This is a genomic window from Nocardia sp. NBC_00881, assembly GCF_045207455.1.
Taxonomy (GTDB): domain Bacteria; phylum Actinomycetota; class Actinomycetes; order Mycobacteriales; family Mycobacteriaceae; genus Nocardia.
Genome location: NZ_CP108798.1, coordinates 6,223,776 through 6,249,531 on the forward strand (window position 1 = coordinate 6,223,776; position 25,756 = coordinate 6,249,531).

Genomic DNA, 25,756 nt, shown 5'->3' on the forward strand with positions numbered 1-25,756 from the left:
CCGGCCCCTGCTCAGCACAGCTGAACTCACGTTTTCGTTGCGGAAACAGGTGTTTCGATCTCGCTCATCAACATTCGCAACGTCAGCGAATGCTTTTCCGGCGGTAGCGCGTTCAACGCAGCCCGCGCGACCTTGACACCTTCCGCTTGGTCACCCGCACGCGCAAGCATCAACCCCTGATGCATATCCAGATGCGTCCGGAACCGCGGCAGCGATTCCGGCAATTCCGCCCGCGCCGCCTCCTGTGCCGCCGTCGCGGTCCGCTCGTCACCCAAGCGGGCGGCCAGAAGGGATAGGAAGACGTTCACCCGCCACCACGGCACCGCGTAGTCACTCGACTGGTCCTCGGACCCGGACCGATCGAACTCCCGGCGACCCACGGCGATCAGCCCCACCGCCGTGTCTTTATCGCCGAGGATTGTGGCAGCGTGCGCCTTCCCCCACAGTGCGTTGAGCCGACCCAAACCAGGCCGGTCACTGATCGCCAACGCCTCATCGGCGAAATGGTGTGCCACGGGCAGTGCCGCGCCCTCGTAACCCAATGCGATCGCTGCCCGCCCCCGCACCCACACCCGGATGTCGGTGACCTCGGATCGGTCGGCCGCTTCGGCCGCCATCGAGTACCAGTTGATCGCCATGCGGCCGTCGCTGCCCGGAAAAGTTTTGGCGTACAGGGTCATCAGACGCGCGGCGATCGACCACATCCGCGGTGAATCCAACTGCTGTTGCAGCACCACCATGTCAGCTGCCAGCCGCCGCTGAATCTCAGCGGCGCCAGCGCTCATGTAATCGCGGCCATAGATGACAAGCCGGTTTTCCCACTCCTCGATATCGGGCCGAGCCGCGCGGAGCCGCGCGGAGAAGCCCTGGGCCAGGAGGTCGGACGCGATGACAGGTGCGACGGACGTAACGCCTAGGTGGCTCAGGAATTCGCGCCGGTTCACATTTGCCTCCAACAACTCAGAGGGACAATCAAGCACCGCCGCCAAATGGCGTAGCCAAAACGCCGATGGTTCGGTGGCATTGGATTCCCAACGCCGGGAGATGTATTCGCGGCTGATGTTCGCACCAGATGCTTTGCACAGTTCATCGGCCAGTCGTCCCTGTGACCAGCCTTTAGACAAACGAAGTTGGCGGATGAGGGCGCCGGGCCCGCTGCTCATACTTCGATCTTTCCCGGAATGTCAGCTCGAGGAAAGCGGTATAGGTGCCCTCAGCGCGGATGCCACCCCCGATGCCACTACCGAGCCTCGGCCGCGGAGTTGGCTGCTACGGCGACCGGGGATGCCACGGCTGTTGCCACTGCACCGACGGCGGGGCCGCGCGACATCGTTGAAGTCGGCCCCGGTGCCAGGTTGAACCGGCCAGTGCGTCGTTGTCCCTGGCGTCGGGTGCTCAGCCCGATATCGATCTGAGGTCGGGCGCACCTACAGCCGTCGATTCACGGAGGTCGGTACATGCCGAGCCGAGAACTACCGAAACGAGCCGCGCTCGTCGGGCCGCAACGCCCTGTCGACTACGAGCTATCGGCCGACGTCCTCGGACGTTATCTCGAGGCTCTCAAAGAGCTGGAGGCGATTGAGCGCGCCACACATGACGCGGGAGTGCAGCAGGTGGCCACCGAGTGGGGGTGTAGGTGATGCGCGAGACACCCCCGGCGCTGCTGACCGACACGGCCGAGAGTCGATGCCGGTTCTACAGGCAGGTTTGCGGGTTGGCGGCGGGGATCAAGCCCGAAACCGGCCGTATCTCCGTTCAGGCGGGCAGCGTAGGGGCGATCACGATGCCCGCGCGTCTTGGCCAGTCGGTTAAAGCCCGCATGCAGACCCGGAAATGCGTTGTCGGCCCGATTGTTTCCCATCCGCGTTCACAGAGGTGGACGTTCCTGATAAGGCCAGATCTGCCCGACGAGGTTCGCTTGTTCTCCGAGCTGTTCCGGCTGAATGTGACGGTCGCCCGGCTCGGCGCTGAAATAGCGTTGCCGTCGCCTGCCCGCATAGACGCCGCATTTCGAGTTTGGGTAGAGCCGCCACGCGACACGGTCTGGCCCTCCGGAATGGTTGTAGTGGAAGCGATACGCGCATGTGTGGATGCCCGCCCGTCGGGGCCGAACTGATGAGCATGGGTGGTGCGGCTTCTCCGCGCACGACCGGGGCCGATATACATCTGTCGGTCCAATTGCAGGGCATTCGAGGGGGGTCCGGTGGGCTTGTCGACGTTCGGCGGGAGGTGTCGCCGTCAGGCCGTCAAGAAGCGCAGCGTCACGTCGCCGAGGATCGGTGCGTCGTCGCGTTCGACAACGGTCGCCGCAATGGTCAGCTCGTCGTCCTGCCGCCAGATCCGGGTCCGGATCGTCTCACCCGGAAACAGCACGCCCGCGAACCGGGCGCGGAAGCCGGCGACCCGGCTCGCGTCGGCGCCGAGCACGGTGTCCGTCGCGGTTTTGCAGACGATGCCATAGGTGCACAGCCCATGCAGGATGGGTGCGGGAAAGCCTGCCGCGCGGGCGAATTCCGGGTCGGAGTGCAGCGGGTTGCGGTCGCCACACATCCGATACAACAGCGCCTGCTGCGGCAGCGTCGGCGTCGTCACCTCGAAATCGGGTGTGCGGTCCGGAAGTTCGGTGTTGGTGCTCGTGCCGCGCTCGCCGCCGAAGCCGCCCTCGCCCTTGGCGAAGATCGAGGAGCGCGCGGTCCACAGCGGCGCGCCATCGGAGCCGGTGATGGTGTGCTCCTGCACGACCACCGCGGCGGAGCCCTTGTCCCAGATCTCCGTGATCCGGCCGGTGCTGGTCGCCTTGCCCGCCGCCGGGATCGGGCGGTGTACCTCGACCTCCTGGTGGCCGTGCACGACCTTCGCCAGATCGATATCGATGCCGGGAAAGCTCACCTTCGGCGGTTCGGTCTCGCGCAGCGTCTGTGCCACAGTGGCGAAGGTCGGCAGCACCTGGGGTGCCCGATCGTCCAGGTAGCGCAGCTCGGCGGCGTTGGCCCAGCGTGCACCCGCGCCGAGACCGAGCTGGTAGAGCTGGACATCCGACGGCGTCCAGGCGAACTCCCGGCTCGGCAGTGCCGCGCCGAGCGCGATCTTCGGGTCGATGGGCATCAGTACTCCTTGTTCATGATTGTTGGACGGATAGTCCCTGACCTGGCCGTCGGAATCGACCGGCAAGCCGGATTTCGCACAACGCCGTCACGTCACGCACCGGCCGCGGCGGCCGCGGGCTGTTCCTTCCTGCGCTTCACGATGTCGAGCACCGCCAGGTAGCCGAAGGTGAGCGCGGGGCCGATGGTGGCGCCAGGACCGGCGTAGGTGTGGCCCATCACCGGGGCGCTGACATTGCCGGAGGCGTAGAGGCCCTCGATGACGGTTTCGTCCTCTCGCAGCACCCGGCCCGCGGTGTCGGTGACCAGGCCGCCCTTGGTGCCGAGGTCGCCGGGCACCATCTTGGCCGCGTAGAACGGTCCCTCCACCAACGCGGCCAGGCACGGGTTCGGCTTCACGGTGGGGTCGCCGTAGTACTTGTCGTAGGCGCTGTCGCCGCGGTGGTAGTCCTCGTCCACGCCGGTGGCCGCGAAGCTGTTGAACCGTTCGATGGTCGCGGCGAGGTTCTGCTCGGGCACACCGATCTCGGTAGCGAGTTCGGCGAGGGTCGGCGCCTGCACGATGAGGTTGTTTTCCATCCAGCGGGATGGAAAACGCTGACCCGGTTGCAGGCCCGCGAAGATGTAGCGGTTGCGGTAGCGCTGGTCGAACACCAGCCAGGCGGGCACGTTCTCGCCGGGACCGTCACCCTGCCCGTGCTCGCCGCCGTACATGGTGTGCACCGCCTCGACGTAAGGAGCGGACTCATTCCCGAATCGCTGACCGTCGGCGTTGACGATGACGCAGCCGGGCAGATTGCGCTCTGCCAGGCAGAACCAGGGCTTGCCGCCCTTGAAGATCGTCGGCCCCCACCAGGCGTCGGCCATGATGTCGACGGCCGCGCCGAGCTCGAGACCAGCGCGGATGCCGTCGCCGGTGTTGGCGGGCGCGCCGGTGGTCCATTCGGTGGTGATCGGCTCCCGCTGGTATTTTCGCCGCATCTCGTCGTTGTGCTCGAAGCCGCCGCTGGCAAGCACTACGCCGTGGCGGGCGGTGAAGCGGATGGTCCGGCCCTCGTGTTCGGCCGCGACGCCGGTGACCCGGTCGTTCTCGACGATCAGCCCCGTCAGCGGGGTGTTCAGCAGCAGCGGCACGTCCGCGTCCAGCAGTCCTTTGCGGAGGGCGGCGGCCAGCGCCTGCCCCATGCCGAGCAGATGCTTGCCGGTGAGCCGGGCCCAGGTGGTGCGGACGCCGACCCGCATGGCGCGCAGCATGCCGCGCGGATGCCGTCGGATGAGGTTGAGCTGCTTGAAATCGGCCTGGGTGACTACGACGTTCAGCGGGGCTTTGCTGTAGGGCGGCTCCAGATTGAAGCGCTCCGCGCCGAGGATCTTGCCGTTGAATGGCTTGGGTTCGCACGAGCGTCCTTCGGCGCGGCCGCCCGGTGCCTCGGGGTAGTAGTCGGAGTAGCCCGGCACCCAGCGCATCCGCAGCGGCGTGTGGTCGAGCACGAAGTCGAAGGCCTCGGCGCCGCGGTCGATGTAGGTGTCGATCCGATCCTTGGGCACGACGTCGCCGATGATGCTGTGCAGGTAGGTCCGCGCGTCCTCGCGGTCGTCGGGCCGACCGGACACGCGCAGCGCCTTGTTTCCCGGGATCCACACGCCACCACCGGAGCGCGCGGTCGACCCGCCGTAGTGCGCGGCCTTTTCGATGAGCACCACGCTCAGCCCGTGGTGGGCGGCGGTGAGGGCGGCGGTCATTCCGGCGGCGCCGCTGCCGACGACCACCACGTCGTATTCCCGATCAGTCATGTAGAACACGTTATAGAATGGACGCGCCATTGGTCTATGTTGTGTGGCAGAAGACTTGCTCGACGTTCCATTTGTCGAGGAAACTTGTTTCAGTTTAGGACCGGAGTGAAGTGCATGGCCCTCGAATTTGACCTGGCCACCGACGTTGTCGTGGTCGGATACGGCGCCGCGGGTGCGGCCGCCGCGCTGGAAGCCACCGCGGCGGGCGCGCAGGTGCTTGTGCTCGAGCGGTTCGCCGGGGGCGGCGCGTCGGCGCTGTCCGGCGGAATCATCTACGCGGGCGGCGGCACCTCGGTGCAGCGGGAGGCCGGGGTCGAGGACACTCCCGAGGCGATGTACGCCTACCTGGAGCGCGAGGTCGGCGATGTGGTGGCGTCCGAGACGCTGCGCCGGTTCGTCGACGAGAGCCCCGCGTTGATCGAGTGGTTGAAGGGCCATGGCGTGCCGTTCGAGGCATCGCTGTGCCCGTACAAGACCTCCTATCCGAACGATCGCTACTACCTGTACTACTCCGGCAGTGAGATCTCCGGCGCGTTCCGGGACATCCCGGCCGCGCAGCGCGGACATCGAGTGAAGGGTAGAGGCACCTCCGGCAAGAAGCTCACCGGTCCGCTCGCCGCCTCCGCGTCCCGGCTCGGTGTGCGGGTGGAAACCCTCACGCGGGCAACGCAATTGCTCACCAATGAGGCGGGCTCGGTGATCGGCGTCGAGTGCCACACGCTGCGCGATGCGCCCGGCCGGATCCGCGACCGCTATACCCGCATGGCGACCATCGCGGCGAAGCCGGGCATCTACTATCCACCACTGCGGCGGGCGCTGGAGAAACGGCTCGCGGGCATGGAACGCCGATATGGCACGACGATTCGCGTCCTGGCACGCAGGGGCGTAATAGTCAGCGCGGGTGGGTTCATCGCCAACCGCGACATGGTGCGGCAGTACGCGCCGCGATACCGGGGTGGTCTCGCGCTCGGTACCACTGGTGACGACGGCAGCGGCATCCTGATGGCGCAGCGGGCCGGCGCGGCCGTCGACCGCATGGACAACGTCTCGGCGTGGCGCTTCCTCCTGCCGCCCAGCGCCTTCACCGGCGCGGTGCTGGTGGACGCGGACGGCCGCCGAGTGATCGACGAGACCCGCTATGGCGCCGCCGTCGGCCACGCGCTGATCACCGAGCATGGCGGCAAGGGCTGGTTGCTCGCCGACGAAGTCCTGATGCGCACGGCGATCGGACAGATCGGCAAGCAAGGCGCCTGGTTCCAGCGCGGACAGTTCGAGGCAATGCGGCGCACCGCGATTCGCGGCGCCACCCTGGAGGAGACTGCGGCGAAAGCCGGGATCGGTGCCGCGGGTCTGCGCGCGACAGTCGAGGCGCACAACGCCGCGATCGACACCGGCGCACCCGATCCGGTCGGCAAGCCGGCCGAGTTCACGAAACCGATGCGCACCGGCCCGTTCTGGCTGTTGGATGTGGGTATCAAACCGAGCCTGGCAAACCCGTGCCCGATGCTCACTCTCGGCGGCGTCGTCGTGGACGAGCACACCGGCGCGGTGAAATCCACGGAGGGAAAGGATATTCCCGGCCTCTTCGCGGCAGGCCGGACCGCGATCGGCATCTGCTCCAAGTCCTACGTCAGCGGCCTTTCGCTGTCCGATTGCATTTTCTCCGGCCGCCGGGCCGGGCTATCCGCGGCGGGCGAGCGGGTCCCGGCGCCCGATCAAGCAACAGTGGAAGGAAACTAGCGTGCTGTCCGACGCGGTACGAACCGAACTTGCCGACGAACTCGAGCGCGCCGAGCGCGACCGGGTGGCGATCGATCCGTTGGTCGCCAGGCACGCCGGCATCGACGTGGTCGACGCCTACCAGATCCAGCTGATCAATATCCGGCGCAGACTCGACAGCGGTGCCCGGGTGGTCGGCCACAAGGTGGGCCTTTCGTCGAAGGCCATGCAGCAGATGATGGGGGTCGACGAGCCCGACTACGGGCATCTGCTCGCGGAAATGGAAGTTTACGAGGGTGTTCCGGTGGAAGCGGGCCGCTACCTGTTTCCACGCGTCGAGGTGGAAGTCGGGTTTGTGCTCGGCGCCGACCTACCCGGCGCGGACTGCACCGAGGAGGACGTGCTCGCCGCCACGGTCGCCTTCGCGCCGGCGATCGAGCTGATCGACTCGCGGATCAAGGACTGGAACATCGGCCTGGCCGACACCATCTCCGACAATGCATCTTCCGCCGGTTTCGTGCTCGGCGCGCAGCGCGTCGCGCCGAGGGATATCGACATCAAGGCAATCGACGCGGTGCTCACCCGCAACGGCGAGGTCGTCGCCGAGGGCCGCAGCGACGCAGTGCTCGGCGACCCGGTGATCGCGGTGGCCTGGCTGGCGCGCAAGGTCGCCAGTTTCGGGGTGCGGCTGAAGGCGGGCGACATCGTGCTGCCCGGCTCGTGCACCCGTGCCATCGACGCCCGTCCGGGCGACGCGTTCCACGCCGAGTTCGCCGGACTCGGTTTCGTCCGTTTGCAATTCACCTAGGAGGCCTGTCGTGTCCGTGAAAGGGACCGTCACCGCCGCGATCGTCGGGTCCGGCAACATCAGTACCGATCTGCTCTACAAGCTGCTGCGTTCGGAGAAGGTCGAGCCGCGTTGGATGATCGGCATCGACCCGGACAGCGAGGGCTTGAAGCGCGCCCGCGGCCTCGGGTTGGAAACCTCGCACGAAGGTGTCGATCGGCTGCTCGGGCAGTCCGAGTTGCCGGACCTGATCTTCGAGGCGACCTCGGCGTACGTGCACCGTGCCGCCGCGCCGCGCTATGCGGAGGCCGGCATCCGCGCGGTGGATCTCACGCCCGCCGCCGTGGGTCCCGCCGTAGTGCCGCCGGTCAACCTGGGGTCGAATCTCGACGCGCCGAACGTCAACATGATCACCTGCGGCGGCCAGGCGACCATCCCGATTGTCGCCGCCGTGTCTCGGGTGGTACCGGTGCCCTACGCGGAGATCGTCGCGTCGGTGTCGTCGGTGTCGGCGGGGCCCGGCACCCGCGCCAATATCGACGAGTTCACCAAGACCACCAGCCGCGGCGTCGAGACTATCGGCGGCGCGCAGCGCGGCAAGGCGATCATCATCTTGAACCCCGCCGAGCCGCCGATGATCATGCGCGACACCATCTTCTGCGCCATACCCGAAGACGCCGATACCGACGTGGTCGCCGACTCCATCCACCGCATGGTCGCCGACATCCAGCAGTATGTGCCCGGCTATCGGCTGCTCAACGAACCGCAGTTCGACCAGCCGTCGGTGGTGTCCGGCGGCATGGCGAAGGTCTCGGTGTTCGTCGAGGTCGAGGGCGCAGGCGACTTCCTTCCGCCGTACGCGGGAAACCTCGACATCATGACCGCCGCCGCGACGCAGGTGGGCGAGGTCATCGCCGACCAGATCCGGAGCCGAGCCAGCGGCGCGAGCAACAGGCCCGTAGGCGGTAGCTTGCGTAACCACGGAGGGCCTGCGAGCAACGCCGATTCAACACAGCGAGGCGACCAATCAGACACCGCGGCCCGGGTGTAAGGAGCGAAAAATGGCCTATTCAGCAGAACTCGACATCCGCGTCACGGATACTTCGCTGCGCGACGGATCGCACCACAAGCGCCACCAGTTCACCGCCACGGAGGTCCGCGACATCGTCGCGGCACTGGACGGCGCGGGTGTTCCGGTGATCGAGGTGACCCACGGCGACGGCCTCGGTGGCTCGTCGTTCAACTACGGCTTCTCCAAGACGCCTGAGCAGGAACTGGTCACCATCGCCGCGGAGACGGCAGTGCAGGCCAAGATCGCCGTGCTGATGCTGCCCGGTGTAGGTGTCAAAGAAGACATCAAGGTCTCGCAGGACAACGGCGCCTCCATCTGCCGGATCGCCACCCACTGCACCGAGGCCGACGTGTCCATCCAGCACTTCGGGCTTGCGCGCGAACTCGGTCTGGAGACCGTCGGATTCCTGATGATGTCGCACACCCAACCTCCCGAGGTGCTGGCCAAGCAGGCCCGCATCATGGCCGACGCGGGCTGTCAGTGTGTCTACGTGGTCGACTCCGCGGGAGCTCTTGTCCTGGAGCAGGTTTCGGATCGGGTCGCGGCGATCGTCGCGGAGCTGGGCGACGAAGCTCGAGTCGGCTTCCACGGCCACGAGAACTTGGACCTCGCGGTCGCCAACTCGGTCTGCGCGATTCGCGCCGGCGCCACGCAAATCGACGGCAGCGCACGCCGTTTCGGCGCGGGCGCGGGCAACACCCCGGTCGAGGCCCTGGTCGGTGTCTGCGACAAACTCGGCATCAAGACCGGCATCGACTTCTTCGCCATCGCTGACGCCGCCGAAGATGTGGTCCGCCCCGCTATGCCGCAGGAATGCCTGCTCGACCGCCAGGCCTTGATGATGGGGTATGCGGGCGTGTACTCCAGCTTCCTCAAGCATGCCGAACGCCAGGCCGAACGCTACGGCGTCTCCGCCGCCGAAATGCTTGTGCGCGCGGGCAAACGCAAACTCGTCGGCGGTCAGGAAGACCAACTCATCGACATCGCCCTCGAACTCCAGCGGGAGAAGGCCACGGTCTCCGCCTGATCGGCTGGTGACGCGAGCCGCGAACGGAACCTTTCGTTCGCGGCTCCGTTCGCGTGCCGGCTAGCAACGAAAACCCTGGCGAAGGGCAGTGATCAACACCTCGGGTGGGATGGTGCTGGGCCGGTCGCTCACCTGACCGTCGCCGAGTTCCACCAAACGCCACACTCGGTCGGCACGCAGAGCGAAGTCTGCTGTCACGAAGGGGAGCCCAAGGCCGGCAATGGGTTGTTCGACCGCGGCCAGGTCGAACTCGGCAGCGGATATTTCCTCCGGCGTGTCGGGGTGAGGTCCGATCAACCGGCAGCGGCCGTTGATCCACCAGGTACGAACCTCGGCCGAGAGGAACCGCTCGAAACGCCGGAGCACGAATCCGCCGGTCATCTCCTGATCGCGCAGCTCCCGAAATCTACTCGCCACACGCCAAGCGGCGTCTGGGTCGGCGACCTCCGGAATGAATGCCGCTTCATGCCAGTAGTGCTTCATCGACTTGGTGTAGTCGCGAATAACGGCAGGACCGGGTCCTAGTTCACGACACGCGTGATCGAACGTAGTGCGGTCGTGTCCGACGGTCCATACCGACCGAGGTGTCATATCGGTGAGCGCGGGATACCAGCCGGGCAGCTCGTGTGCCCGCCGGTATCGCTCGGAGTCGGTCTCGAGCAGCACGTTCCGGCGTCGCAGTGCTTGATCGAACGCTGCGTATCGGCCGCTGCGCAGCATCCATCCTCGATAGATCGCCTTGCCAGGCACCCGCACCCGGCGAACAGCTTCGTCGGCGCCACCGGGTCTGGTCAAGGCATCATGGTCGACCAGTGCGACATCCATTCCCGTGGCACGGGCGGCATCCGCCTCAGCGGCGAAATGCTCATCGGCCTGGTTCGGGCGAAGCACGTCAGCGGGTACAAGGAGAATCACGGATTCATCCTCGCGCGTTGCCCTGCCGATCCCCAAGCGGTTTCAGTTCGGCGCCCGCCGCCTGCCGACATCCCTGACCGCCGGGGCGCGCGACCAGTAGCGAGCGGTCACCATCAGTAACCGATCCGCGTTTGGATGGCCTGAGCAGACAACAATTGAGAGAAGCGCGCCCGGTTGCTCCCGCGGCCGATTGGGTCGGTTGGTCGGGTAGTCGCCGCAGCTGGGTAATGCGCTCGGCGATGTTCTGATCGGGCGGGGAAGTCGCTGTCAGGATCGCCCGGCCGCATCTCGCTCCGCGGTGGACAGATTGTCGAGGGTGGCTTGCACGGCAACCGCGGTGGCGGTGGGCTCGATGCCGAATGTCGTGGTGGCAGTGCTGGAATCGAGCACAAGCGGCCGATCGAACTGGTACCGCACTTCGCGCATCTCGCGGGCATTCGAATCGAACAGGCCGGCGGCCCACAGCACTGCCGCAGGCATGCGGCGCACTCGTGCGAGCGGTGCGCCCGCGAGGTCCGCCACCAGTTGGGCAAGGGCGCGTACCGAAAGCGGTGCGGCGGTGGGTGTATGCCATGCTCTGCCCCAAGCGGTTTCGTCGTCGGCGACCGCCACTAGCGTCCGCGCCATGTCGTCGATGACGGTCCAGCTGTGCGGCGCATCCGGATCGCAGGGAAACAACCCCTGCTTTCCCGCGCGGACCGCCGGAAGCACCATGACCGTGAACGCCGAATTCGCTCCGGCACCCAGGTAATCAGATCCGCGCACCTCCGCAGTGCGAATACGGCCTGCCCGGTGCGCGGTCAACGCCGCATTCCAGAGTCCGGCTCGCGTGCGACCTTTCGTGGAATTGGGATGGAGCGGGTGTTGTTCGGTGATCGGTGTGTCGACCGCGCCGTAGCCGTAGAGGTTGCCGACGGTGACAAGTACCGCGCCGGTTGTCTCCGCGGCGGAAATCGCGGACTGGATCAGCGGTGGGAAGTCGGTGGGCCACCGGTGGTACTCGGGCTGGGCGCACTGATACATCGCGGTAGCGCCCGCACTATGCGTACTGAGGCTGGACGAATCGGTGGCGTCGGCGGCGATCCGCTCGATCCGTGGGTGGCGCGGTCCGGTGCCGCGGCGGGTGATGAGGCGGACCTCGTCGCCTCGACCGGCAAGCAGCAGCGCGGTGGCCGAACCCACCGGACCTGCTCCGATGACAACATGAATAGACATAGTCCGCGATCCCGTCTGGCGTTCCGTTTCGAGAACACTGTTCTCGATGTCGACACCACCGTACCTGCGAACGATGATCTCTGTCAAGAACAGTGTTCTTTAAATGGTCCATCGTTCTTCAGGCGGTTGGTTGTTCTCTACACTGCCGGTATGTCCGCATCGTCACTGCGCGCTCGGGTCCGCACCGAAATGACCGAGGAGATCAAGGCGGCCGCTCGCAAAAGGCTGGCCGTCGACGGCGCGAACCTGTCGCTGCGCGGCGTCGCGCGCGATATGGGCATCGTCGCCTCCGCGCTCTACCGGTACTTCCCGAGCCGCGACGACCTGCTGACCGCCCTGCTCATGGAGGCCTACCAGTCACTCGCCGCGGCTGCCGCGGCAGCCGCCGCGGAGGTGCCTGCGCACGAGTATCGCGGGCGGTGGCTGGCGGTCTGCTCGGCCGTGCGGGACTGGGCCACCGCGCACCGCGCCGAATACGGGCTGCTCTACGGCAGTCCAGTCCCCGGATACGATGCACCGAAAGACACCGTCGCCCTGGCGTCGAAGGTGGTGCTGCTGCTGGCCGATATAGCCACCGACGCTGTCGCCGCGGGCCGCCTCGATCCCGCACCACTCTCATCGCCCGTGCCTGAACTGGTTCGCGCGGACCTGCGGGCACTGATCGAACAGCAGGCATCCGACCTGCCCGAGGAAGTTCTCGACCGCGTCTTCGTCGGCTGGACCCAACTTTTCGGCCTGGTCACGTTTGAAATCTTCGGCCGCCTCGACGGCACCATCGAGGCCCGAGCCAGCTACTTTCAGCACCACATGAACCTGATGGCCGACCTCGTCGGGCTATAGGAAGCGCACTTGACGCCGTGCTGTCGCGCACAACGTCGTCCACTCAGCGAGCGGCCGGCATGCCGAGTTCATCTATTACGGTTTCCTACCGGCCGCCTGGGCCGCTTCTTCGCTCAATTCCGCGAGCATCCGTCGCAGCTGGGTCGTGCGCTCGGCGGGGTTACGCGACTTCATCAATCGAAGGAAGAGAGCGTACTGCCCCGTGCGATCGAGCTGATCGAAACGCGCTCGGGCGCGGTGGTTCTCGGCGAGTGCGGTGGATAGATCGGCGGGGATTATCGCGGTGCGCTGGGGTTCGTATGCGGCCGACCAACGGCCATCGAAGCGAGCTGCTGCGATGGCGGCGAAGCCAGGAGCGCGCATGCGGCCGGACGCGACGAGCGCCTCGGCTTTGGCGACGTTGACCTGGGACCACGGGCTCTTGGGGCGGCGCGGGGAGTAGCGCTGAAGGTAGTAGTCGGTGTCGAGGCGGCGGCGGTGGCTGTCGATCCAGCCGAAGCAGAGCGCGCCGTCGAGAGCCTCGGCGATGGTGATCGTGGTATCCGCGGCCCCCTTCTTCGCGATCTTCAGCCAGACACTCGTGGCGCGGTCGTGGTTATCGGCGAGCCAACCTTCCCACTGGGCAACGTCGGCGCAGGTGCGGATTTCGGTGCCATCGAACTGGTCCATGGTGGTCTCCCGGGTTGCGGTGCTGGTCCTGTACTCATCCTGCGCACTGAAGTGCTCACCGATTGAGCACTTTTGTTTCGACAGCAAAAGTGGACTGGCGGCGCGGGCTCGTCGACGATGTCAACATGCTGGCGAGGCATCGCGACACGCTAGGACAAGTACGCACTGGCCTACCTCGGCGGCGTGCTCTCGGCCTGCGCCGTCATCCATGCCTGCGTCGAGACCCGCGATTTGGGGACCCACGGCCTAGCCCGTGGCTCATAAGTAGGGTGAGCGCGGCGGGTGGATGTTCAGCGGGTCGGGATGAGCAGGTGACAGTTGTAGCCGGAAACCAGTGCGCCCCAGGGAGCGATCGAGAGTTGAGCGAAGATGGAGGGCGGCGGGTCCGGCTGCGTGATGAGCGTCGTTCCGACCGGAACATTGATCAGCGGGCGGTCTCCCGCGGGCGTGGGACCGGGCCCGGCCAGCACGGTGGAGTGACCGCTGGCCAGGTCGTAGGCGACGATCCAGTTCCGATCCGCGGTACCGACGGTGACGAGTAGTGCGTTGTCGCTGATCCAGGCCGGGCCGGACGGCGTCATTGTCTCGGAGATCCGCGGCGGCGCGGGCAGCGGCGCCGTCCACAGCTCGTGCCCGTCAGGCCCGGTCAGATGGGCGGTGTTGCCGGTGACCGTCAACAGGTAGCCGCGCGCCAGCGGATACCCGCCCGGTGCGTCGGATCCGATGTTGTCGCCGAGTTTCTGGGTGCCGAGCGGTCGGCCAGTGCGTGCATCCAGGATGTCGAGGTTGCGGGTTTTGGAGCTGGATCTGAAATCGCTTCGCAGGACTGTAGCGACGGGGTCGGTTGGATCGTCGGGGACGTTCGGGAGAGCCAGCTGTTCGTTGGGAACCGACGTCCGGGTCCACAGCACCTGTCCCGATTCGGGGTCCAACGCACCGACGATCCTCGGATCATCGACATCGGCGTGATCCGATGTCGCGCAGCCGAACTGCACCGCGCCGGCCCGGACGGTCCACACGAGCTTTCCAAAAATGACCCGGCCGGGTGCGCAACCGAGGTCCTTGGCTTGGACCGTCCACATCGGGGCCCCGGTGCGAGGGTTGTTGCGCGTCAATCGATCCGGACTGGGCTGGCTCGGGTCGGGATATTCCGACCAGCCCTGCTGCCGGTCCGGCACCTTTCCGATATCGCGGCTCCACAGTTCGCGCCCGGTGTCGGCGGCATAGGCGTGTACCCGGCTCTCAGCGCAGGAGTCGTTGTCGCAGTACGGGTTCGTCCACCGGACCACAAGGACGCGGCCCGTGTCGGCGGTACTCACCCCGGGCTGCAGCGCTGGACGGCGGACGTACCAGCGAGTCGCTCCGGTACGCGGATCGATGCCGGTCAACTGGCCGACGTGCGTGGTGTACAGACCGTAGGCGGTCACGCCGATGCTGTCGGGACCGCCGACGTGGTGGGCGAGGGTGATCCGGGTGAGATCCAGGACCGGGGCCGCCGATGTGGGCGCGGGCAGCGCGGCCGCGGTGACCGTGGAGTCGACCACTCCGGCGGATTTTACGCTGACGACGGTGACCACCGCGCACACCAGTGCCGCCGCCACCGCGAATGCTCCCGTGCCGACCGCACGAGCAACGCCGGATCGCTCGTCGTCCTTCACGTCTGCGCGAATGGCCTCCGACAGCGTGATGACGGTCGTCAGCGCCGCGACGCCGAGCAGCACTCCGGCGACCAGCCACAGCATCAGCAATCCGTATCTGGGCGACGAGGGCAACTCGTCCAACGGGATATAACCGCTGCGGTCAAGCACGCCCCACACGGCCAGCAGTACCGTGATCGCCGCCGCCCACACGACGACATCGACGATCACCGCGGCCGCCAGATTCTGCCAGCGCCGCCGGCGCGTGCTTTCCACTGCACGCCACAGCCGCCAACCGCCGATCGCGGCCGCGATCGCGATGATCAGGAATATCGTCGCGGTGCTGCGAAACCGGGGGCCCTCCCACACGTGCCGGGTGTCCACGACTCCCTGGATCGTGGTGGGGACATCCGTGACCTCGACCTTGGCGACGAGCCACCCCCAGGCTGCGAGCAACAACAGACCGTCGCGTGCTCGCGCTGCTAACCATAGAGTCCTGGACTGCATCTCACTCCCCGTTGATTCTGCGTCCTGCCGTCATGTCAAGACCCCACCGCTCAGCAGCCGGGACTGACACCCGGCCGCATCAGATTGACCCCACCATGCGCCAATTCCGTTCGACTGTCCACTCGAAATTTCCGCGATGCGCGATCGCCGGTCCCGCGGCGAGCCGACCACGAAGATCCACCTACTCGCCGACGGTATCCGGCACACTTCCGTTCGCCGATCACCCACTTCGGGCGGCGGCGGCTCACCCTCGCTGGCGCGATGCCGGCTCGTGTCTCAATACCCTTCAACACAGCCAGCCATCACCCGGACCGCACATCCAGCTCCACCACCGATCCGGACGTCGTCACCCGCCGATCCAGCCGACCCGAACCCCGACAACCCCGTTCGACACCAGCCACCTAGACGGCCACGATCTCGACCATACTTTCCAGCCCGCGGAAGTCACCGCTGTTGCGGGTGTAGAGCGGTAATCCGCGCGCTGACGCAATCGCCGCGATGAGTAAGTCCATCCGGCGGGGCCGCGGGTCGCGCTTCGCGGCCAGGGTGAGGGCTACCAGAGTGCCGTAGCGGGTCGCGGCGTCCTCGTCGAACGGCAGTGGATCGAACTCGACGATGGCGGCGCCGAGTTGCTCGGATCGTGCTGCACGTGTGGCGGTGTCCTTCGCCATCGCAACGCCTTGGTGCAATTCGGCCAGTGTGATCGCCGTGATCTCGGGTAACTGGGGTAGGACCGCCGGATCGAGTTCGTACAGGTCGATGTAGGTGCAGGTGTCGATCACGCCCGCTGCGTGTCGCTCGTTCATGAACGCGGTCCCCAGGCATCGTCGTCCTCGACGCGGTCTTCCGTTCCGAAGAATTCGTCCGCCTCTTGCCGCATTCGGGCGCAATCGACGCGCGGAAGTTTGCGATGTCGTTCGACGAGTTCTTCGGCGGTTCGGCGGCGCTGTCGGCCGACCGGTCGTACCTCCGCGACCTCGACACCGTTGCGGGTGACGCGAAAGGTCTCCCCGGCCTCGACCGCATTCATGACCGCCGCTGAGTTGTTGCGGAATTCTCGCTGCGTGATCACCTTCATGGCAGGGATTGTAGCTCTGTGTAGCACCACTTGCTACGTATTGCTGTGGAGTTGTCTGCTCGGCAATGTGGTGACCGCCGACCTGCCGAAATCACCGATAATCCCGTTGGGCCCTTCGTGTTGTCCCGGCCGCTACAACCAGGTATCGAGGGTTGTCGTGGTGAGGAAGTGTTCGAGGTCGGCGCGCCAGGGAGCCGGGGTGGTCTTCTCGGGTTCGATGGCGGTGTATTGGCCGCGGTAGAACAGCAAGGGTCTGCCGGAGGTTGTCGTCTCGGACATCGTCTGGACGCGACCGATCACGATGTAGTGGTCGCCGCCATCTACGACGCTGTCCACGGTGCACTGGATGGTGGCCAGTGCGTCGTCCAAAAGCGGAAGGCCCAAGTCGGAGGTGTGCCAGGCGGCGTCGGCGAACTTGTCGGGTTCGCGGGAGCCGAAGCGTGCGCACAGCTCGCGCTGTTCTTCGGCGAGCACGTTCACGCCGAAACGCCCGGACTTCTCGATCGCCGCCCAGGACCGGGATGCCTTGGTAGGGCAGAACAGCACGAGCGGCGGCTCGAGTGAGAGGGCGGCGAAGGACTGGCATGCGAAGCCGATCGGAACCTGGTCGCCGTCGAGGGTCGTGATCACCGTGATGCCGGTGCAGAACTGCCCGAGCACATTCCGGAACTGCCGTGGATCGATCTCGACTCGCCCGTCCGCGGTCATCGTTTCGCTCGCCCTCCCGGTCACTGCTGCCGCTGCCCGACGGTGAAGTCGTGGCCCCATAGACTCACCGCGGTGGATTCCCTTGCGATCCAGTCGCTGTCGTCCACTTCCAAACCCTCACAGCCGAATTCGACGTCGAATCCGCCTGGTGTCTTCATGTAGAACGAAAGCATCTTGTCGTTGACGTGCCGCCCGAGCGTCGCCGACATCTTGACCTTCTTGCGCAGCGCGCGGTCCAGGCACAGCCCGACGTCGTCGGCGTTGCGCACCTCGAGCATCAGGTGCACGATGCCGCTCGGCGTCGGCATGGGCAGGAAGGCCAGCGAGTGGTGCCGCGGGTTGCAGCCGAAGAAGCGCAGCCAGGCGGGCTCGCCGTCGGCCGGGCGCCCGACCATCTGCGGTGGCAGCCGCATCGAGTCGCGCAGTCGGAAGCCGAGCACGTCGCGGTAGAACTCCAGCGCTGCCTTGTCGTCCTTGGTGCTGAGCACCACGTGCCCGAGCCCCTGCTCCTCGGTGACGAACCTATGCCCATAGGGGCTGACCACCCGGCGATGCTCCAGCGCGGCCCCGTGGAACGCCTCTAGGGTGTTGCCGGAGGGGTCGTCGAAGCGGATCAGTTCGTAGACTCGGCGGTCGGCCAACTCCGTCGCGGTGCCTTCCTTGTAAGGCACCCCGGCCGCGTCCAACCGGTTGCGGATGTCCTGCAGCTCTTCGGCATCGGCGGTCTCCCAGCCCGAAATCTGCAGCTGGTCCTTCGTGCCGGGGACGATCACCAGCCGGGCCGGAAACTCGTCCATGCGCAGGTACAGCGCTTCCGGGTCGGAGCCCTTGCCCTCGACCATGCCGAGCACCTTGAGCCCGTACTCCCGCCAGGCGGCCATATCGGTCGCCTCGATGCGCAGATATCCCAGTGAGCGGATTCCCATCACTTCTCCTGTGTCTCCTTGACGCCTGCGAGGAAATCGATGGCCAGCCGGTTGAACTCGTGAAACTTCTCCAGTTGAGCCCAGTGCCCGCAGCCGCCGAAGACGTGCAGCTGCGCGCCGGGGATCACCTTCGTCGCCAGGAGCGCGCCGTCGAGCGGGTTGACCCGGTCCTCGCGACCCCAGATCAGCAGCACCGGCTGACGAAGCTGGTAGGCGTCGCGCCAGAGCATGCCCTTCTCGAAGTCCGCTCCGGCGAACGACTTCCCCATCGCGCGGGTCGCCGCCAGCGCTTCCGGCGTGCTCGCCGAGGCGAACCGCTCGTCGATCAGCTCGTCGGTGATCAGCGACTGGTCGAAGACCATGATGCGCAGGAATGCCGCAAGGTTCTCCCTGGTCGGCTCGTAGTTGAACTTGGCGAGCAGCTTCACGCCCTCGGTCGGGTCGGGCGCGAACAGATTGGTGCTCAGCCCGCCGGGACCCATCAGGATCAGCTTTCCGGCCCGATCGGGGTAGTCCAGGGCGAACCGCACCGCGGCGCCCCCACCGAGCGAATTGCCCAGCAGGTGCACACGCGAGGTGATCCGCAGGTGGTCGAGCAGATCCTTCAGCGCCGAGGCGCTGTGCACGAAGTACTGCGGATGCTCGGTCGGCTTGTCCGAGCGGCCGTACCCAGGCTGGTCCACCGCGAGCACATGAAAATTCTGCGCAAGCACGGGGATGTTGCGGGCGAAGTTCGACCACGAAGACGCTCCGGGGCCGCCGCCGTGCAGCAGGACGATTGTCGGGCCGTTGCCGACGCCGGCCTCGTGGTAGTGCAGCCGTAGGTCGGGGCGCACCCGCGCGTAGCGCGATGTCGTTTCGGCGGTGAGTTCCACGGTCGAGGTCACGGATTCTCCTACACCATGCCGTCGGTGACGGGTAGCCCGAACTCGTGCGTGCCGTACATCAGGTACGCGCGCTCGGGATCGTTGGCGGCGTGCACCCGGCCCGCGTGCGCGTCACGCCAGAAGCGTTGCAGTGGAGTGTCATTCGCCAGAGCGGTGGCGCCGGAGCTCTCGAACAGCTTGTCGATGGCGGCGATCGAGCGACCGGTGGCCCGAACCTGGTCGCGCCGCGCCCGCACGCGCAGGTCGAACGGTATCTCCTTGCCCGCCACCAGCAGCGCGTACTCGTCGGCCACGTTGCCCGACAGCTGCCGCCATGCCGCGTCGATATCGCTGGACGCCTCCGCGATGCGCACCTTGGCGAACGGGTCGTCCTTGGCCTTCTCGCCCGCGTAGGCCGCGCGCACGCGCTTGCCCTGGTGCTCGACGTGCGCCTCGTACGCGCCGTAGGCCATACCGACGATCGGGGTAGAGATTGTGGTGGGATGGATTGTGCCCCAGGGCATCTTGTATACCGGATCTGGATTCTGTTCCAGGCCAGGCGATTGCAGCTCGCTCATGGCGCGGAAGCTCAGGAACCGATGCGAGGGCACGAAGGCGTCCTTGACCAGCACGGTGTTGGATCCCGTTCCGCGCAGTCCGACCACGTTCCATACGTCATCGATGCGGTAGTCGTCGCGGGGAATGAGGAAGCTGCCGAAGTCCACCGGCTTGCCGTTTTTGATCACCGGACCGCCGAGTACCGCCCAGGTCGCGTGGTCGCAACCGGACGACCAAGCCCACGCGCCGTTGACGAGGTAGCCGCCGTCGACGACTGTGCCCGCACCCATCGGCGCGTAGGACGAGGAGATTCGCACCTCGGTGTCCTCGCCCCAAACGTCTTCCTGCGCCTGCTGCGCGTACAGGGCCAGATGCCAATTGTGCACGCCGACAATGCCTGCCACCCAGCCGGTGGAGCCGCACGCGCTGGCGATCTTGCGTACGGTGTCGTAGAAGACCACCGGGTCGGCCGCGTGGCCGCCCCACTGCTTGGGCTGGAGCAACCGGAAAAAGCCGGTCTCCTGCAACGCCTTCATGGTTTCGTCGGGAATGCGCCGCAGGTCCTCGGCCTCCTGCGCGCGCTCGCGCAGCATCGGCAACAGCGCTTCGACCCGTTCGGTCACTTCTTGCGTCATCTCGGGACCTGCTCCTGCCTGGTCGACTGATAACCAACTCTCATTCGCCTCTGAGACTAGAACAGGTTCCTATTTATGTCGAGAACCGATGTTCACCCCATGTCGCAATTGAACCCGCGCAGGAAGTGGGGCAAATCGCTGGCGTCGAGGGCGCCAATTTTGTAACGTGTTCTAGTACAGAAGGAGGAGGAATCGCGATGGCAGTTACCCCACCGCCGCCGAACGACGGATCCGGAGGCGGCAGCGTGCGTAACCCCGTAGGGACCCGCGAGGCGGCCCATCCCACCCCGCGGAGCGGTGCGAGGGTCCGGGATCTGGACGTCGGTACCACGCCGACCCGGTATGCCCGGGGATGGCATTGCCTGGGCCTGGCCAAGGCGTTCCGTGACGGCAAGCCGCACGCGGTCGATGTGTTCGGGACCAAGCTCGTCGTCTGGGCCGACAGCCACGGTGAACTTCGGGTACTCGACGCCTACTGCAGGCACATGGGTGGCGACCTGACCATGGGCGAGGTCAAGGGCGACGACATCGCCTGCCCGTTCCACGACTGGCGCTGGTCGGGCACCAACGGAAAATGCACCGCGATTCCCTACGCGCGGCGGGTGCCGCCCTTGGCGCGCACCAGGAAGTGGACCACGCTGGAGCGCAACGGCCAGCTGTTCGTCTGGCATGACCACGAGGGGAGCCAGCCACCGACTGAGGTCGCCATCCCGCACATCAAGGGTCCCTACACCGACGCGGACGGCAACCCGACCGAGGAACTCGACAGCGGGTGGACCGACTGGACCTGGAACTCGATGCTGATCGAGGGAGCCAACTGCCGCGAGATCATCGACAACGTGGTCGACATGGCCCACTTCTTCTACATCCACTTCGCCTTTCCGACGTACTTCAAAAACGTCTTCGAAGGCCACATCGCCACCCAGTTCCTGGAGACCAAAGGCCGGCCGGACATCGGCATGGCCTCCAAGTATGGCGGCGACACCCTGTTGAAGTCGGAGGCGTCGTACTTCGGGCCGTCGTACATGATCAACCCGCTGATCAACATCTACAGCGGCTACGAAGTCAAAAGCGTGCTGATCAACTGCCACTATCCGGTAACGCAAAGCTCCTTCGTGCTGCAGTGGGGTATCACGCTGGAGAAGCCGCAGGGCGTCGATGGCCAGATGGCCGACAGACTGGCGGAGAAGATGACCGAGGGCATCAGCGTCGGCTTCCAGCAGGACGTCGAGATCTGGAAGCACAAGTCCAAGGTCGAGAACCCGCTGCTGTGCGACGAGGACGGCCCGGTCTACCAGCTGCGTCGCTGGTATGACCAGTTCTACGTCGACCTGGCCGACGTCACCGAGAAAATGACCCAGCGCTTCGAGTTCGAGGTGGACACCACCAAGGCGAACGAGGCGTGGGAAGCCGAGGTCGCGGAGAACCTGCGGCGCAAGCGCGAGGTCGAGGAAGCCGAGGCCAACGTCTGATGGTCACCTGGGCGAAGGCACCCGATTTCGCCGACCAGCCTGCTCGGCAGGCCGAAATGCGCGCCCAGACCGTGGTAGACAAGCAGCGCTATCTGGAGGACGGCCTGACTCCGCTGCGGTGTCAGGCTTGCCGGAGCGAGGTGCTGGTGCGAAAGAGCAGTCCGCACCAGACCTCGGTGCAATGGACCGACGACCCGGCCAGCCACTGCCCGGTCTTCGCCGAACTGAGCGCGAACGGCTTCGGGCCGGGTCGTCCCGACTCCTGCCCGCAGCTCGAGCGCACCATCAAATGGGCCGTGGACGAGGGCGTGCTCCACATTTCCGAGTGAACGCGGCTACGCGCGCCGCGCGATCGGTGCACCGGCCGATCGCCGTGACACCCAGCGATGACCGCTGGCCACACTCAGTGGAACGAGCAGTCATGTGGCTGTCGAATGTCCTTATGTGATAACCCCGATTTGTGATTCTTCGGCGTACTCGTCGTCGTCGTCTTCCTGGACTGCGTCGTCCTGGGGGATGGCGGTATCCGGTTCGCGCAGACTTGGTGCACCCGGCAGCAGATCGGTGAGTTCGGGCATGCTGCCGACGACGTCGACGATCGGGGCGATCGTTTCGGTCGTTTGCTGATGCGCGAGACGTGCTGCCGCCCTAGCTGTTTCGGTGACGATTCGGCCGAGATCCGCGCCTGTGGTGCGCAGCGCCCGCGGGTCCAAGCTCACGTCGGTGACGATGCCCGAAAAATCGACCGTCACCGTGACCAGCCGGTCGGCCGAACTGGCCTGGGCATGCACGGCGGACAGCTGCTCCCGGATATCGGCGAGTTGAGAACGTTGCTGTTCGTACTGAGCGTCCATCAGTGGTTGTCCGTGTCGAGCAATGCCTGGGACTGGCCGTTGTCGTCGATGGATTCGCGACTATCGCGCCAGCTCGGCGCTCCGGGCACCATGTCGGGTAGATCGGGTAGGGCTTCGGCAGCCTCGGTGATCGGAGCGCTCACCTCTTCGCGCTGTGACCACGCCAGCCGCGCCGCCTCCTGGGCGGCTTCCGTGATCGACCGTCCAAGTTGTTCCGGTGTTCCGCGCATTGCGGCCGCCGACAAGCGCACCTCGGTGACCACTCCCGCGCTGTCCACCGTCACCTCGGCCAGTTGATCGGACGAACCGGCTTTCACGCGCAGTGCGTCCAGTTTCTTCTGCACGTCGGCCCGATGCGCCTGCTGCCGCTCGTAAGCATCCAGGATGTAGTCGATCTGGTTGCGCAACCCGCGGTTGCCCGACCGCAGGCCCTCCCGCTTCCATCGGTCCACGGGCGGCCTCCCATTCGCTCATTCTTCTCACCCCGCGAGCCCGCCCTCGGTTCGGCGGAATTCGCTCGCTCAGCGCCGGGCACACGGTGTTCGCTGATTATCGGGACGCCGAGGGCTCCGAACGGAAGCCGGCCTTCCCGTCGCTGGGAACCGTGTCGTGGTCTACGTATCGCATGACGTCGGCCGCTGTCGCCCGCGCACTCAGTGTTCTCGGATGTGCCAGGTGATTCCGAACGGCGCCAACGCGTCGAGGAAGTCCGCCGCGTCGAAGGCCTCGGCGGCGGCGAGCGCACCCGGCTGGGTGGCGCCTTCGGCCAGGCGCACGGCGGTCTCGACCGCCATCAGCGCCGAATCACGGTAGGAGTCGACGCCGCTCACCACACCGCGGACTTTGTGGCCGTCCGCGCCGAGTTCCGGTGGTATTCATCTATGTCATGAATCAGAATCTACGACTGACGCATGAGTAAACAAATGGCCGTATCACTCTCAATTATGCCTGAAACGCTCAATCTTCGAGTGCTACGGTGACTACGTGGACATTCTCAGCGAGACCATCGCGGCCATCCGCACCGGTAGTCCGACCTCCGGCCTGTTCATCCGGCACGCCCCGTGGGGTCGTCGGTATCCTGTCGTGCCCGGCGCGGGCTTCCACGTGGTGTTGCAGGGGTCGTGCTGGGTGGTTCCGCCGAGCGGCGAGCCGATGGCACTCGGGGTCGGGGACGTGCTGTTCATGCCGCGCGGTGCTGATCATGATCTGGTCGACAGCATGGACAGTCCGGTCACCGAGACGGCTTCGCCCGGGGAGTCGCGAGAGATCGTCGGGCCGGGCGTGCGGACCGCGCTGTTGTGCGGTGCGTACGAACTCGGCAGGCAACGCAGCCATCCGATCCTCGACGAGCTACCCGAATTCATCCATCTCGCAGCACGTCCCGGCCGTCACCCGGCGCTGCGTGGTGCCGTCGATCTGCTGGCCGCCGAGATCGCCGAACCGAGGCCCGGTAGCGACGCCGCCGTGCCCGCGCTACTGGATACGCTGCTGTTGTTCATCCTGCGCGCGTGGTTCGACGAGCAGGCCGACGCGCAAACCACTGGCTGGGCAGGCGCTTTCGTCGATCCCGCGGTCGCAGCGGTGCTACGCGCGGTGCACGAGGAGCCCGCGAAGGCGTGGACCGTTCCCGATCTCAGCGACATAGCAGGTGTCTCCCGCGCCACCCTTGCCCGCCGATTCACCGCGACCGTAGGTGAACCGCCATTGGCGTACGTGACCCGCTGGCGAATGCTCACCGCCGCCCGCCTGCTCCGCGAAACCGACAATGGTCTCGGCAGCGTAGCCCGCCAGGTCGGCTACACCTCGGAATTCGCCTTCGCGAAGGCCTTCAAACGCGAATACGGTCTGGCCCCGGGCCGATACCGCCGCGCCGAGGACAACCCCCCTCTGGTCGCGGTCTGATCAAGCGGCCCGCGCCGCCGCGTCCAGCGAAACCGGCGAAGCCGTCGCGAGGCTTGCGCCGCGCTGCTGTCCGGACCGGCGGCTGCCGGAGTCCATCCGAAGATTCATACCTGCTGGCCGCCGCCGGGCCCGATCGAGGGCGCGAGTTCCTCACGGGTGCGCATCAGCTCAGCTGAACGGTGAGCGGGGCCGTTCCTGGAGTTCGCCGTCGACGTAGATGTCTACCTTCTCGTTGTAGAAACAGACAAGCCCGGCAAGCTTCTGGCTTTCCGGGAGCGGGGTGCGGTAGCCCCAGACGTAGTCGGGATATTCCTTGTCGGCGATGCGGACGTTCCAGTAGTCAGCGGTGCCCTTGTAGGGGCAGCCGGTGTGCGTGTCGGATGGCTGCAGCAGGTCCATCCGGGCGTCGGTCATCGGCAGGTAGAACCGGGCGGGCAAGCCGGTTTCGAAGAGGATGCGCGGCGAGTGGGAGTCGGCGACGGTGACGCCGTCGATCACCACCTTCACGTGTCGCGAGCTGGCCAGGATGTCCACCCGGGAGTACGGATCTCGTGGGTGGACGTAGACCGGCTCGTCCTCCTCGAACCATTCGTCCATCGCGTTCCACTCCAGCCGGACCAGTTCGCGCAGTTCGGCGAGCGGTGAATCGTGATATCGCGCCGCCGCACCGGTGCCGGTCGTGCCGTCCACCACGACGTCGTAGCCGGTCGCTTCGCCGCGACTGGGGGAGTGCTGGGTTGTTCCGTTCGGCTCGAGCTTCGCGTGCACATCCGTGACGGGCAGATAGTAGGTCGGATAGTGCGGGTTCTCCCACACGAGCACCGGCCTGGCGGAGTCGGCCACCAGCTGCCCGCCCAGATAGACCCGCACCCGCTTCTGGCTGGTCTCGACCCTGACGCGTCCCCGCTTCGCTTCGGTCATACCTCCTGACCGTACTCCTCGCGGCGCCCAGGCCGAGAATGACGGAGGAGGCTCGTGACTGCGGCTTCACCGCACACCACCGAGGCTCGGTTCAGGGCGCCGAGGAATTGCAGGCAGTGCTCGCCGTGCCCCGCGTGCTGGGACAGGATGATCTTCGCGACGTCGAGAGAGATTTCGCCTGGGTGCTCACCGCAGACCCGGTGGCGGATGCGGACGACCTCTGCGTTTACGGGTGTGGTCATGACACCCTCCGCTGTGCGCGTTCGTCTGGGACGATGTGCCCGGCATCGACCAGCGTCCAGTACGCGAATGCCTTGTTCGAGCAGGAATCGATGTCCCATCGGATGTGGTCCTGCATGGCCGCGTGAGCCTGCTCGATGTCGAGGCGATCGATGATGTCCGCAACGGGCACTGCTGATTCTGGTAAGGCGTCGTCTCCGTCGAGCAGGTGCGGCAGAACGTAGAAGGTGCCGACGGCCAGCAGCGCCAGTGCGACGGCAACGACTCCTACAGTGACGATCTGATCCATGCGGAGAAGTGTCAGCAGCGC

At 66.2% G+C, this 25,756-nt stretch carries 27 protein-coding genes and 2 pseudogenes; 9 read left to right on the plus strand and 20 right to left on the minus strand.

Annotation, left to right across the window (positions count from 1 at the left end):
- Positions 1–26: 26 nt before the first annotated feature.
- Both OH799_RS26820 and OH799_RS26825 read right to left on the minus strand, forming a co-directional pair.
- Positions 27–944 carry a DNA-binding protein gene (locus OH799_RS26820; RefSeq protein ID WP_406282926.1) on the minus strand — a complete coding sequence of 306 codons (918 nt, stop codon included), beginning with the start codon at positions 942–944 and terminating at the stop codon, positions 27–29.
- 24 nt (positions 945–968) lie between these two features.
- Positions 969–1,163, minus strand: a pseudogene (locus OH799_RS26825) (helix-turn-helix domain-containing protein); the annotation flags it as partial.
- A 294-nt stretch (positions 1,164–1,457) separates the two neighbouring features.
- Between OH799_RS26825 and OH799_RS26830 the strand changes: the two are divergent.
- The gene (locus OH799_RS26830; protein WP_406269470.1) at positions 1,458–1,640 is read left to right on the plus strand and encodes a hypothetical protein; all 183 of its coding nucleotides are present in this window, start codon (positions 1,458–1,460) and stop codon (positions 1,638–1,640) included.
- A 598-nt stretch (positions 1,641–2,238) separates the two neighbouring features.
- On the opposite strand, the gene OH799_RS26835 is transcribed toward OH799_RS26830, so the two are convergent.
- The gene (locus OH799_RS26835) at positions 2,239–3,105 is read right to left on the minus strand and encodes a MaoC/PaaZ C-terminal domain-containing protein (RefSeq protein ID WP_406269473.1); all 867 of its coding nucleotides are present in this window, start codon (positions 3,103–3,105) and stop codon (positions 2,239–2,241) included.
- 92 nt (positions 3,106–3,197) lie between these two features.
- Entirely contained in the window at positions 3,198–4,898 is a 1,701-nt protein-coding gene (gene kstD / locus OH799_RS26840) for a 3-oxosteroid 1-dehydrogenase (RefSeq protein ID WP_406269476.1), read from the minus strand.
- Between the two features lie 114 nt (positions 4,899–5,012).
- On the opposite strand from kstD, the gene OH799_RS26845 reads away from it, so the two are divergent.
- The 4 genes and pseudogenes from OH799_RS26845 to dmpG all read left to right on the plus strand — a co-directional run bounded on the left by OH799_RS26845 (position 5,013) and on the right by dmpG (position 9,503).
- A complete protein-coding gene (locus OH799_RS26845; protein ID WP_406269480.1) occupies positions 5,013–6,638 on the plus strand; it encodes an FAD-binding protein in 1,626 nt (541 codons plus the stop codon).
- A gap of 1 nt (position 6,639) precedes the next feature.
- A complete protein-coding gene (locus OH799_RS26850) occupies positions 6,640–7,425 on the plus strand; it encodes a 2-keto-4-pentenoate hydratase (RefSeq protein ID WP_406269483.1) in 786 nt (261 codons plus the stop codon).
- Positions 7,426–7,441: 16 nt separating this feature from the next.
- Positions 7,442–8,335 (plus strand): annotated as a pseudogene (locus OH799_RS26855) (acetaldehyde dehydrogenase (acetylating)); the annotation flags it as partial.
- A gap of 130 nt (positions 8,336–8,465) precedes the next feature.
- Complete coding sequence (dmpG, locus tag OH799_RS26860) at positions 8,466–9,503, plus strand: 4-hydroxy-2-oxovalerate aldolase (protein WP_406269486.1); 1,038 nt, start codon at positions 8,466–8,468, stop codon at positions 9,501–9,503.
- Between the two features lie 60 nt (positions 9,504–9,563).
- Here the strand turns inward: dmpG and OH799_RS26865 are convergent, their stop codons facing one another.
- Complete coding sequence (locus OH799_RS26865; RefSeq protein WP_406269489.1) at positions 9,564–10,418, minus strand: ATP-grasp domain-containing protein; 855 nt, start codon at positions 10,416–10,418, stop codon at positions 9,564–9,566.
- 267 nt (positions 10,419–10,685) lie between these two features.
- Positions 10,686–11,633 (minus strand): NAD-dependent epimerase/dehydratase family protein, encoded by a 948-nt coding sequence (locus tag OH799_RS26870; RefSeq protein WP_406269492.1) that lies wholly within the window; start codon positions 11,631–11,633, stop codon positions 10,686–10,688.
- 150 nt (positions 11,634–11,783) lie between these two features.
- Here OH799_RS26870 and OH799_RS26875 point away from each other — a divergent pair, with 150 nt between their 5' ends.
- Positions 11,784–12,473 (plus strand): TetR/AcrR family transcriptional regulator, encoded by a 690-nt coding sequence (locus tag OH799_RS26875; protein WP_406269495.1) that lies wholly within the window; start codon positions 11,784–11,786, stop codon positions 12,471–12,473.
- A 75-nt stretch (positions 12,474–12,548) separates the two neighbouring features.
- On the opposite strand, the gene OH799_RS26880 is transcribed toward OH799_RS26875, so the two are convergent.
- From OH799_RS26880 to hsaA, 8 genes are all read right to left on the minus strand, one after another.
- The gene (locus OH799_RS26880; RefSeq protein WP_406269498.1) at positions 12,549–13,142 is read right to left on the minus strand and encodes a YdeI family protein; all 594 of its coding nucleotides are present in this window, start codon (positions 13,140–13,142) and stop codon (positions 12,549–12,551) included.
- A gap of 290 nt (positions 13,143–13,432) precedes the next feature.
- Positions 13,433–15,235 (minus strand): PQQ-binding-like beta-propeller repeat protein, encoded by a 1,803-nt coding sequence (locus OH799_RS26885; RefSeq protein WP_406269501.1) that lies wholly within the window; start codon positions 15,233–15,235, stop codon positions 13,433–13,435.
- A gap of 452 nt (positions 15,236–15,687) precedes the next feature.
- Complete coding sequence (locus OH799_RS26890) at positions 15,688–16,092, minus strand: type II toxin-antitoxin system VapC family toxin (RefSeq protein WP_406269504.1); 405 nt, start codon at positions 16,090–16,092, stop codon at positions 15,688–15,690.
- Positions 16,089–16,364: a type II toxin-antitoxin system Phd/YefM family antitoxin gene (locus OH799_RS26895; RefSeq protein ID WP_406269507.1), complete on the minus strand. Its 276-nt coding sequence runs from the start codon at positions 16,362–16,364 to the stop codon at positions 16,089–16,091. Before OH799_RS26895 ends, OH799_RS26890 begins: the two co-directional genes overlap by 4 nt.
- 132 nt (positions 16,365–16,496) lie before the next feature.
- Positions 16,497–17,072, minus strand: coding sequence for a 3-hydroxy-9,10-secoandrosta-1,3,5(10)-triene-9,17-dione monooxygenase reductase subunit (gene hsaB, locus OH799_RS26900; protein WP_406269510.1), 576 nt, complete (start codon positions 17,070–17,072; stop codon positions 16,497–16,499).
- Positions 17,073–17,092: 20 nt separating this feature from the next.
- Complete coding sequence (gene hsaC, locus OH799_RS26905) at positions 17,093–17,998, minus strand: iron-dependent extradiol dioxygenase HsaC (RefSeq protein ID WP_357262737.1); 906 nt, start codon at positions 17,996–17,998, stop codon at positions 17,093–17,095.
- Complete coding sequence (hsaD, locus tag OH799_RS26910) at positions 17,998–18,885, minus strand: 4,5:9,10-diseco-3-hydroxy-5,9,17-trioxoandrosta-1(10),2-diene-4-oate hydrolase (RefSeq protein ID WP_406269513.1); 888 nt, start codon at positions 18,883–18,885, stop codon at positions 17,998–18,000. The genes hsaC and hsaD overlap by 1 nt, the downstream gene beginning before the upstream one ends.
- An 8-nt stretch (positions 18,886–18,893) precedes the next feature.
- Complete coding sequence (gene hsaA / locus OH799_RS26915) at positions 18,894–20,057, minus strand: 3-hydroxy-9,10-secoandrosta-1,3,5(10)-triene-9,17-dione monooxygenase oxygenase subunit (protein ID WP_406269516.1); 1,164 nt, start codon at positions 20,055–20,057, stop codon at positions 18,894–18,896.
- A 197-nt stretch (positions 20,058–20,254) separates the two neighbouring features.
- Here hsaA and OH799_RS26920 point away from each other — a divergent pair, with 197 nt between their 5' ends.
- Together OH799_RS26920 and OH799_RS26925 are read left to right on the plus strand one after the other, a co-directional pair.
- Positions 20,255–21,529 carry a Rieske 2Fe-2S domain-containing protein gene (locus OH799_RS26920; RefSeq protein WP_406269518.1) on the plus strand — a complete coding sequence of 425 codons (1,275 nt, stop codon included), beginning with the start codon at positions 20,255–20,257 and terminating at the stop codon, positions 21,527–21,529.
- Positions 21,529–21,858 (plus strand): hypothetical protein, encoded by a 330-nt coding sequence (locus tag OH799_RS26925; protein ID WP_406269522.1) that lies wholly within the window; start codon positions 21,529–21,531, stop codon positions 21,856–21,858. Before OH799_RS26920 ends, OH799_RS26925 begins: the two co-directional genes overlap by 1 nt.
- Before the next feature lie 111 nt (positions 21,859–21,969).
- Here the strand turns inward: OH799_RS26925 and OH799_RS26930 are convergent, their stop codons facing one another.
- The 3 genes from OH799_RS26930 to OH799_RS26940 all read right to left on the minus strand — a co-directional run bounded on the left by OH799_RS26930 (position 21,970) and on the right by OH799_RS26940 (position 23,216).
- Complete coding sequence (locus tag OH799_RS26930; protein ID WP_406269524.1) at positions 21,970–22,383, minus strand: YbaB/EbfC family nucleoid-associated protein; 414 nt, start codon at positions 22,381–22,383, stop codon at positions 21,970–21,972.
- Positions 22,383–22,835: a YbaB/EbfC family nucleoid-associated protein gene (locus OH799_RS26935; RefSeq protein ID WP_406269527.1), complete on the minus strand. Its 453-nt coding sequence runs from the start codon at positions 22,833–22,835 to the stop codon at positions 22,383–22,385. The genes OH799_RS26930 and OH799_RS26935 overlap by 1 nt, the downstream gene beginning before the upstream one ends.
- Before the next feature lie 201 nt (positions 22,836–23,036).
- The gene (locus OH799_RS26940; RefSeq protein WP_406269530.1) at positions 23,037–23,216 is read right to left on the minus strand and encodes a hypothetical protein; all 180 of its coding nucleotides are present in this window, start codon (positions 23,214–23,216) and stop codon (positions 23,037–23,039) included.
- 151 nt (positions 23,217–23,367) lie between these two features.
- Here OH799_RS26940 and OH799_RS26945 point away from each other — a divergent pair, with 151 nt between their 5' ends.
- On the plus strand, positions 23,368–24,285 hold the full coding sequence (locus OH799_RS26945) for an AraC family transcriptional regulator (RefSeq protein ID WP_406269533.1): 918 nt from the start codon (positions 23,368–23,370) through the stop codon (positions 24,283–24,285).
- A 168-nt stretch (positions 24,286–24,453) separates the two neighbouring features.
- Here OH799_RS26945 and OH799_RS26950 read toward each other — a convergent pair whose 3' ends face one another.
- The 3 genes from OH799_RS26950 to OH799_RS26960 are packed head-to-tail and all read right to left on the minus strand — an operon-like array spanning position 24,454 to position 25,735.
- The gene (locus tag OH799_RS26950) at positions 24,454–25,206 is read right to left on the minus strand and encodes a DUF427 domain-containing protein (protein ID WP_406269535.1); all 753 of its coding nucleotides are present in this window, start codon (positions 25,204–25,206) and stop codon (positions 24,454–24,456) included.
- Positions 25,203–25,448: a hypothetical protein gene (locus OH799_RS26955; RefSeq protein WP_406269538.1), complete on the minus strand. Its 246-nt coding sequence runs from the start codon at positions 25,446–25,448 to the stop codon at positions 25,203–25,205. Before OH799_RS26955 ends, OH799_RS26950 begins: the two co-directional genes overlap by 4 nt.
- Positions 25,445–25,735: a hypothetical protein gene (locus tag OH799_RS26960; RefSeq protein WP_406269540.1), complete on the minus strand. Its 291-nt coding sequence runs from the start codon at positions 25,733–25,735 to the stop codon at positions 25,445–25,447. Before OH799_RS26960 ends, OH799_RS26955 begins: the two co-directional genes overlap by 4 nt.
- Between the last annotated feature and the right edge of the window lie 21 nt (positions 25,736–25,756).

Bases quoted from the DNA above. Each gene is read 5' to 3' on its own strand.
- OH799_RS26830 (WP_406269470.1), top strand. From the start codon at position 1,458: ATGCCGAGCCGAGAACTACCGAAACGAGCCGCGCTCGTCGGGCCGCAA.
- OH799_RS26835 (WP_406269473.1), bottom strand. From the start codon at position 3,105: ATGCCCATCGACCCGAAGATCGCGCTCGGCGCGGCACTGCCGAGCCGG.
- kstD (WP_406269476.1), bottom strand. From the start codon at position 4,898: ATGACTGATCGGGAATACGACGTGGTGGTCGTCGGCAGCGGCGCCGCC.
- OH799_RS26845 (WP_406269480.1), top strand. From the start codon at position 5,013: ATGGCCCTCGAATTTGACCTGGCCACCGACGTTGTCGTGGTCGGATAC.
- dmpG (WP_406269486.1), top strand. From the start codon at position 8,466: ATGGCCTATTCAGCAGAACTCGACATCCGCGTCACGGATACTTCGCTG.
- OH799_RS26870 (WP_406269492.1), bottom strand. From the start codon at position 11,633: ATGTCTATTCATGTTGTCATCGGAGCAGGTCCGGTGGGTTCGGCCACC.
- OH799_RS26875 (WP_406269495.1), top strand. From the start codon at position 11,784: ATGTCCGCATCGTCACTGCGCGCTCGGGTCCGCACCGAAATGACCGAG.
- OH799_RS26880 (WP_406269498.1), bottom strand. From the start codon at position 13,142: ATGGACCAGTTCGATGGCACCGAAATCCGCACCTGCGCCGACGTTGCC.
- OH799_RS26890 (WP_406269504.1), bottom strand. From the start codon at position 16,092: ATGAACGAGCGACACGCAGCGGGCGTGATCGACACCTGCACCTACATC.
- OH799_RS26895 (WP_406269507.1), bottom strand. From the start codon at position 16,364: ATGAAGGTGATCACGCAGCGAGAATTCCGCAACAACTCAGCGGCGGTC.
- hsaB (WP_406269510.1), bottom strand. From the start codon at position 17,072: ATGACCGCGGACGGGCGAGTCGAGATCGATCCACGGCAGTTCCGGAAT.
- hsaC (WP_357262737.1), bottom strand. From the start codon at position 17,998: ATGGGAATCCGCTCACTGGGATATCTGCGCATCGAGGCGACCGATATG.
- hsaA (WP_406269516.1), bottom strand. From the start codon at position 20,057: ATGACGCAAGAAGTGACCGAACGGGTCGAAGCGCTGTTGCCGATGCTG.
- OH799_RS26920 (WP_406269518.1), top strand. From the start codon at position 20,255: ATGGCAGTTACCCCACCGCCGCCGAACGACGGATCCGGAGGCGGCAGC.
- OH799_RS26925 (WP_406269522.1), top strand. From the start codon at position 21,529: ATGGTCACCTGGGCGAAGGCACCCGATTTCGCCGACCAGCCTGCTCGG.
- OH799_RS26930 (WP_406269524.1), bottom strand. From the start codon at position 22,383: ATGGACGCTCAGTACGAACAGCAACGTTCTCAACTCGCCGATATCCGG.
- OH799_RS26950 (WP_406269535.1), bottom strand. From the start codon at position 25,206: ATGACCGAAGCGAAGCGGGGACGCGTCAGGGTCGAGACCAGCCAGAAG.
- OH799_RS26955 (WP_406269538.1), bottom strand. From the start codon at position 25,448: ATGACCACACCCGTAAACGCAGAGGTCGTCCGCATCCGCCACCGGGTC.
- OH799_RS26960 (WP_406269540.1), bottom strand. From the start codon at position 25,735: ATGGATCAGATCGTCACTGTAGGAGTCGTTGCCGTCGCACTGGCGCTG.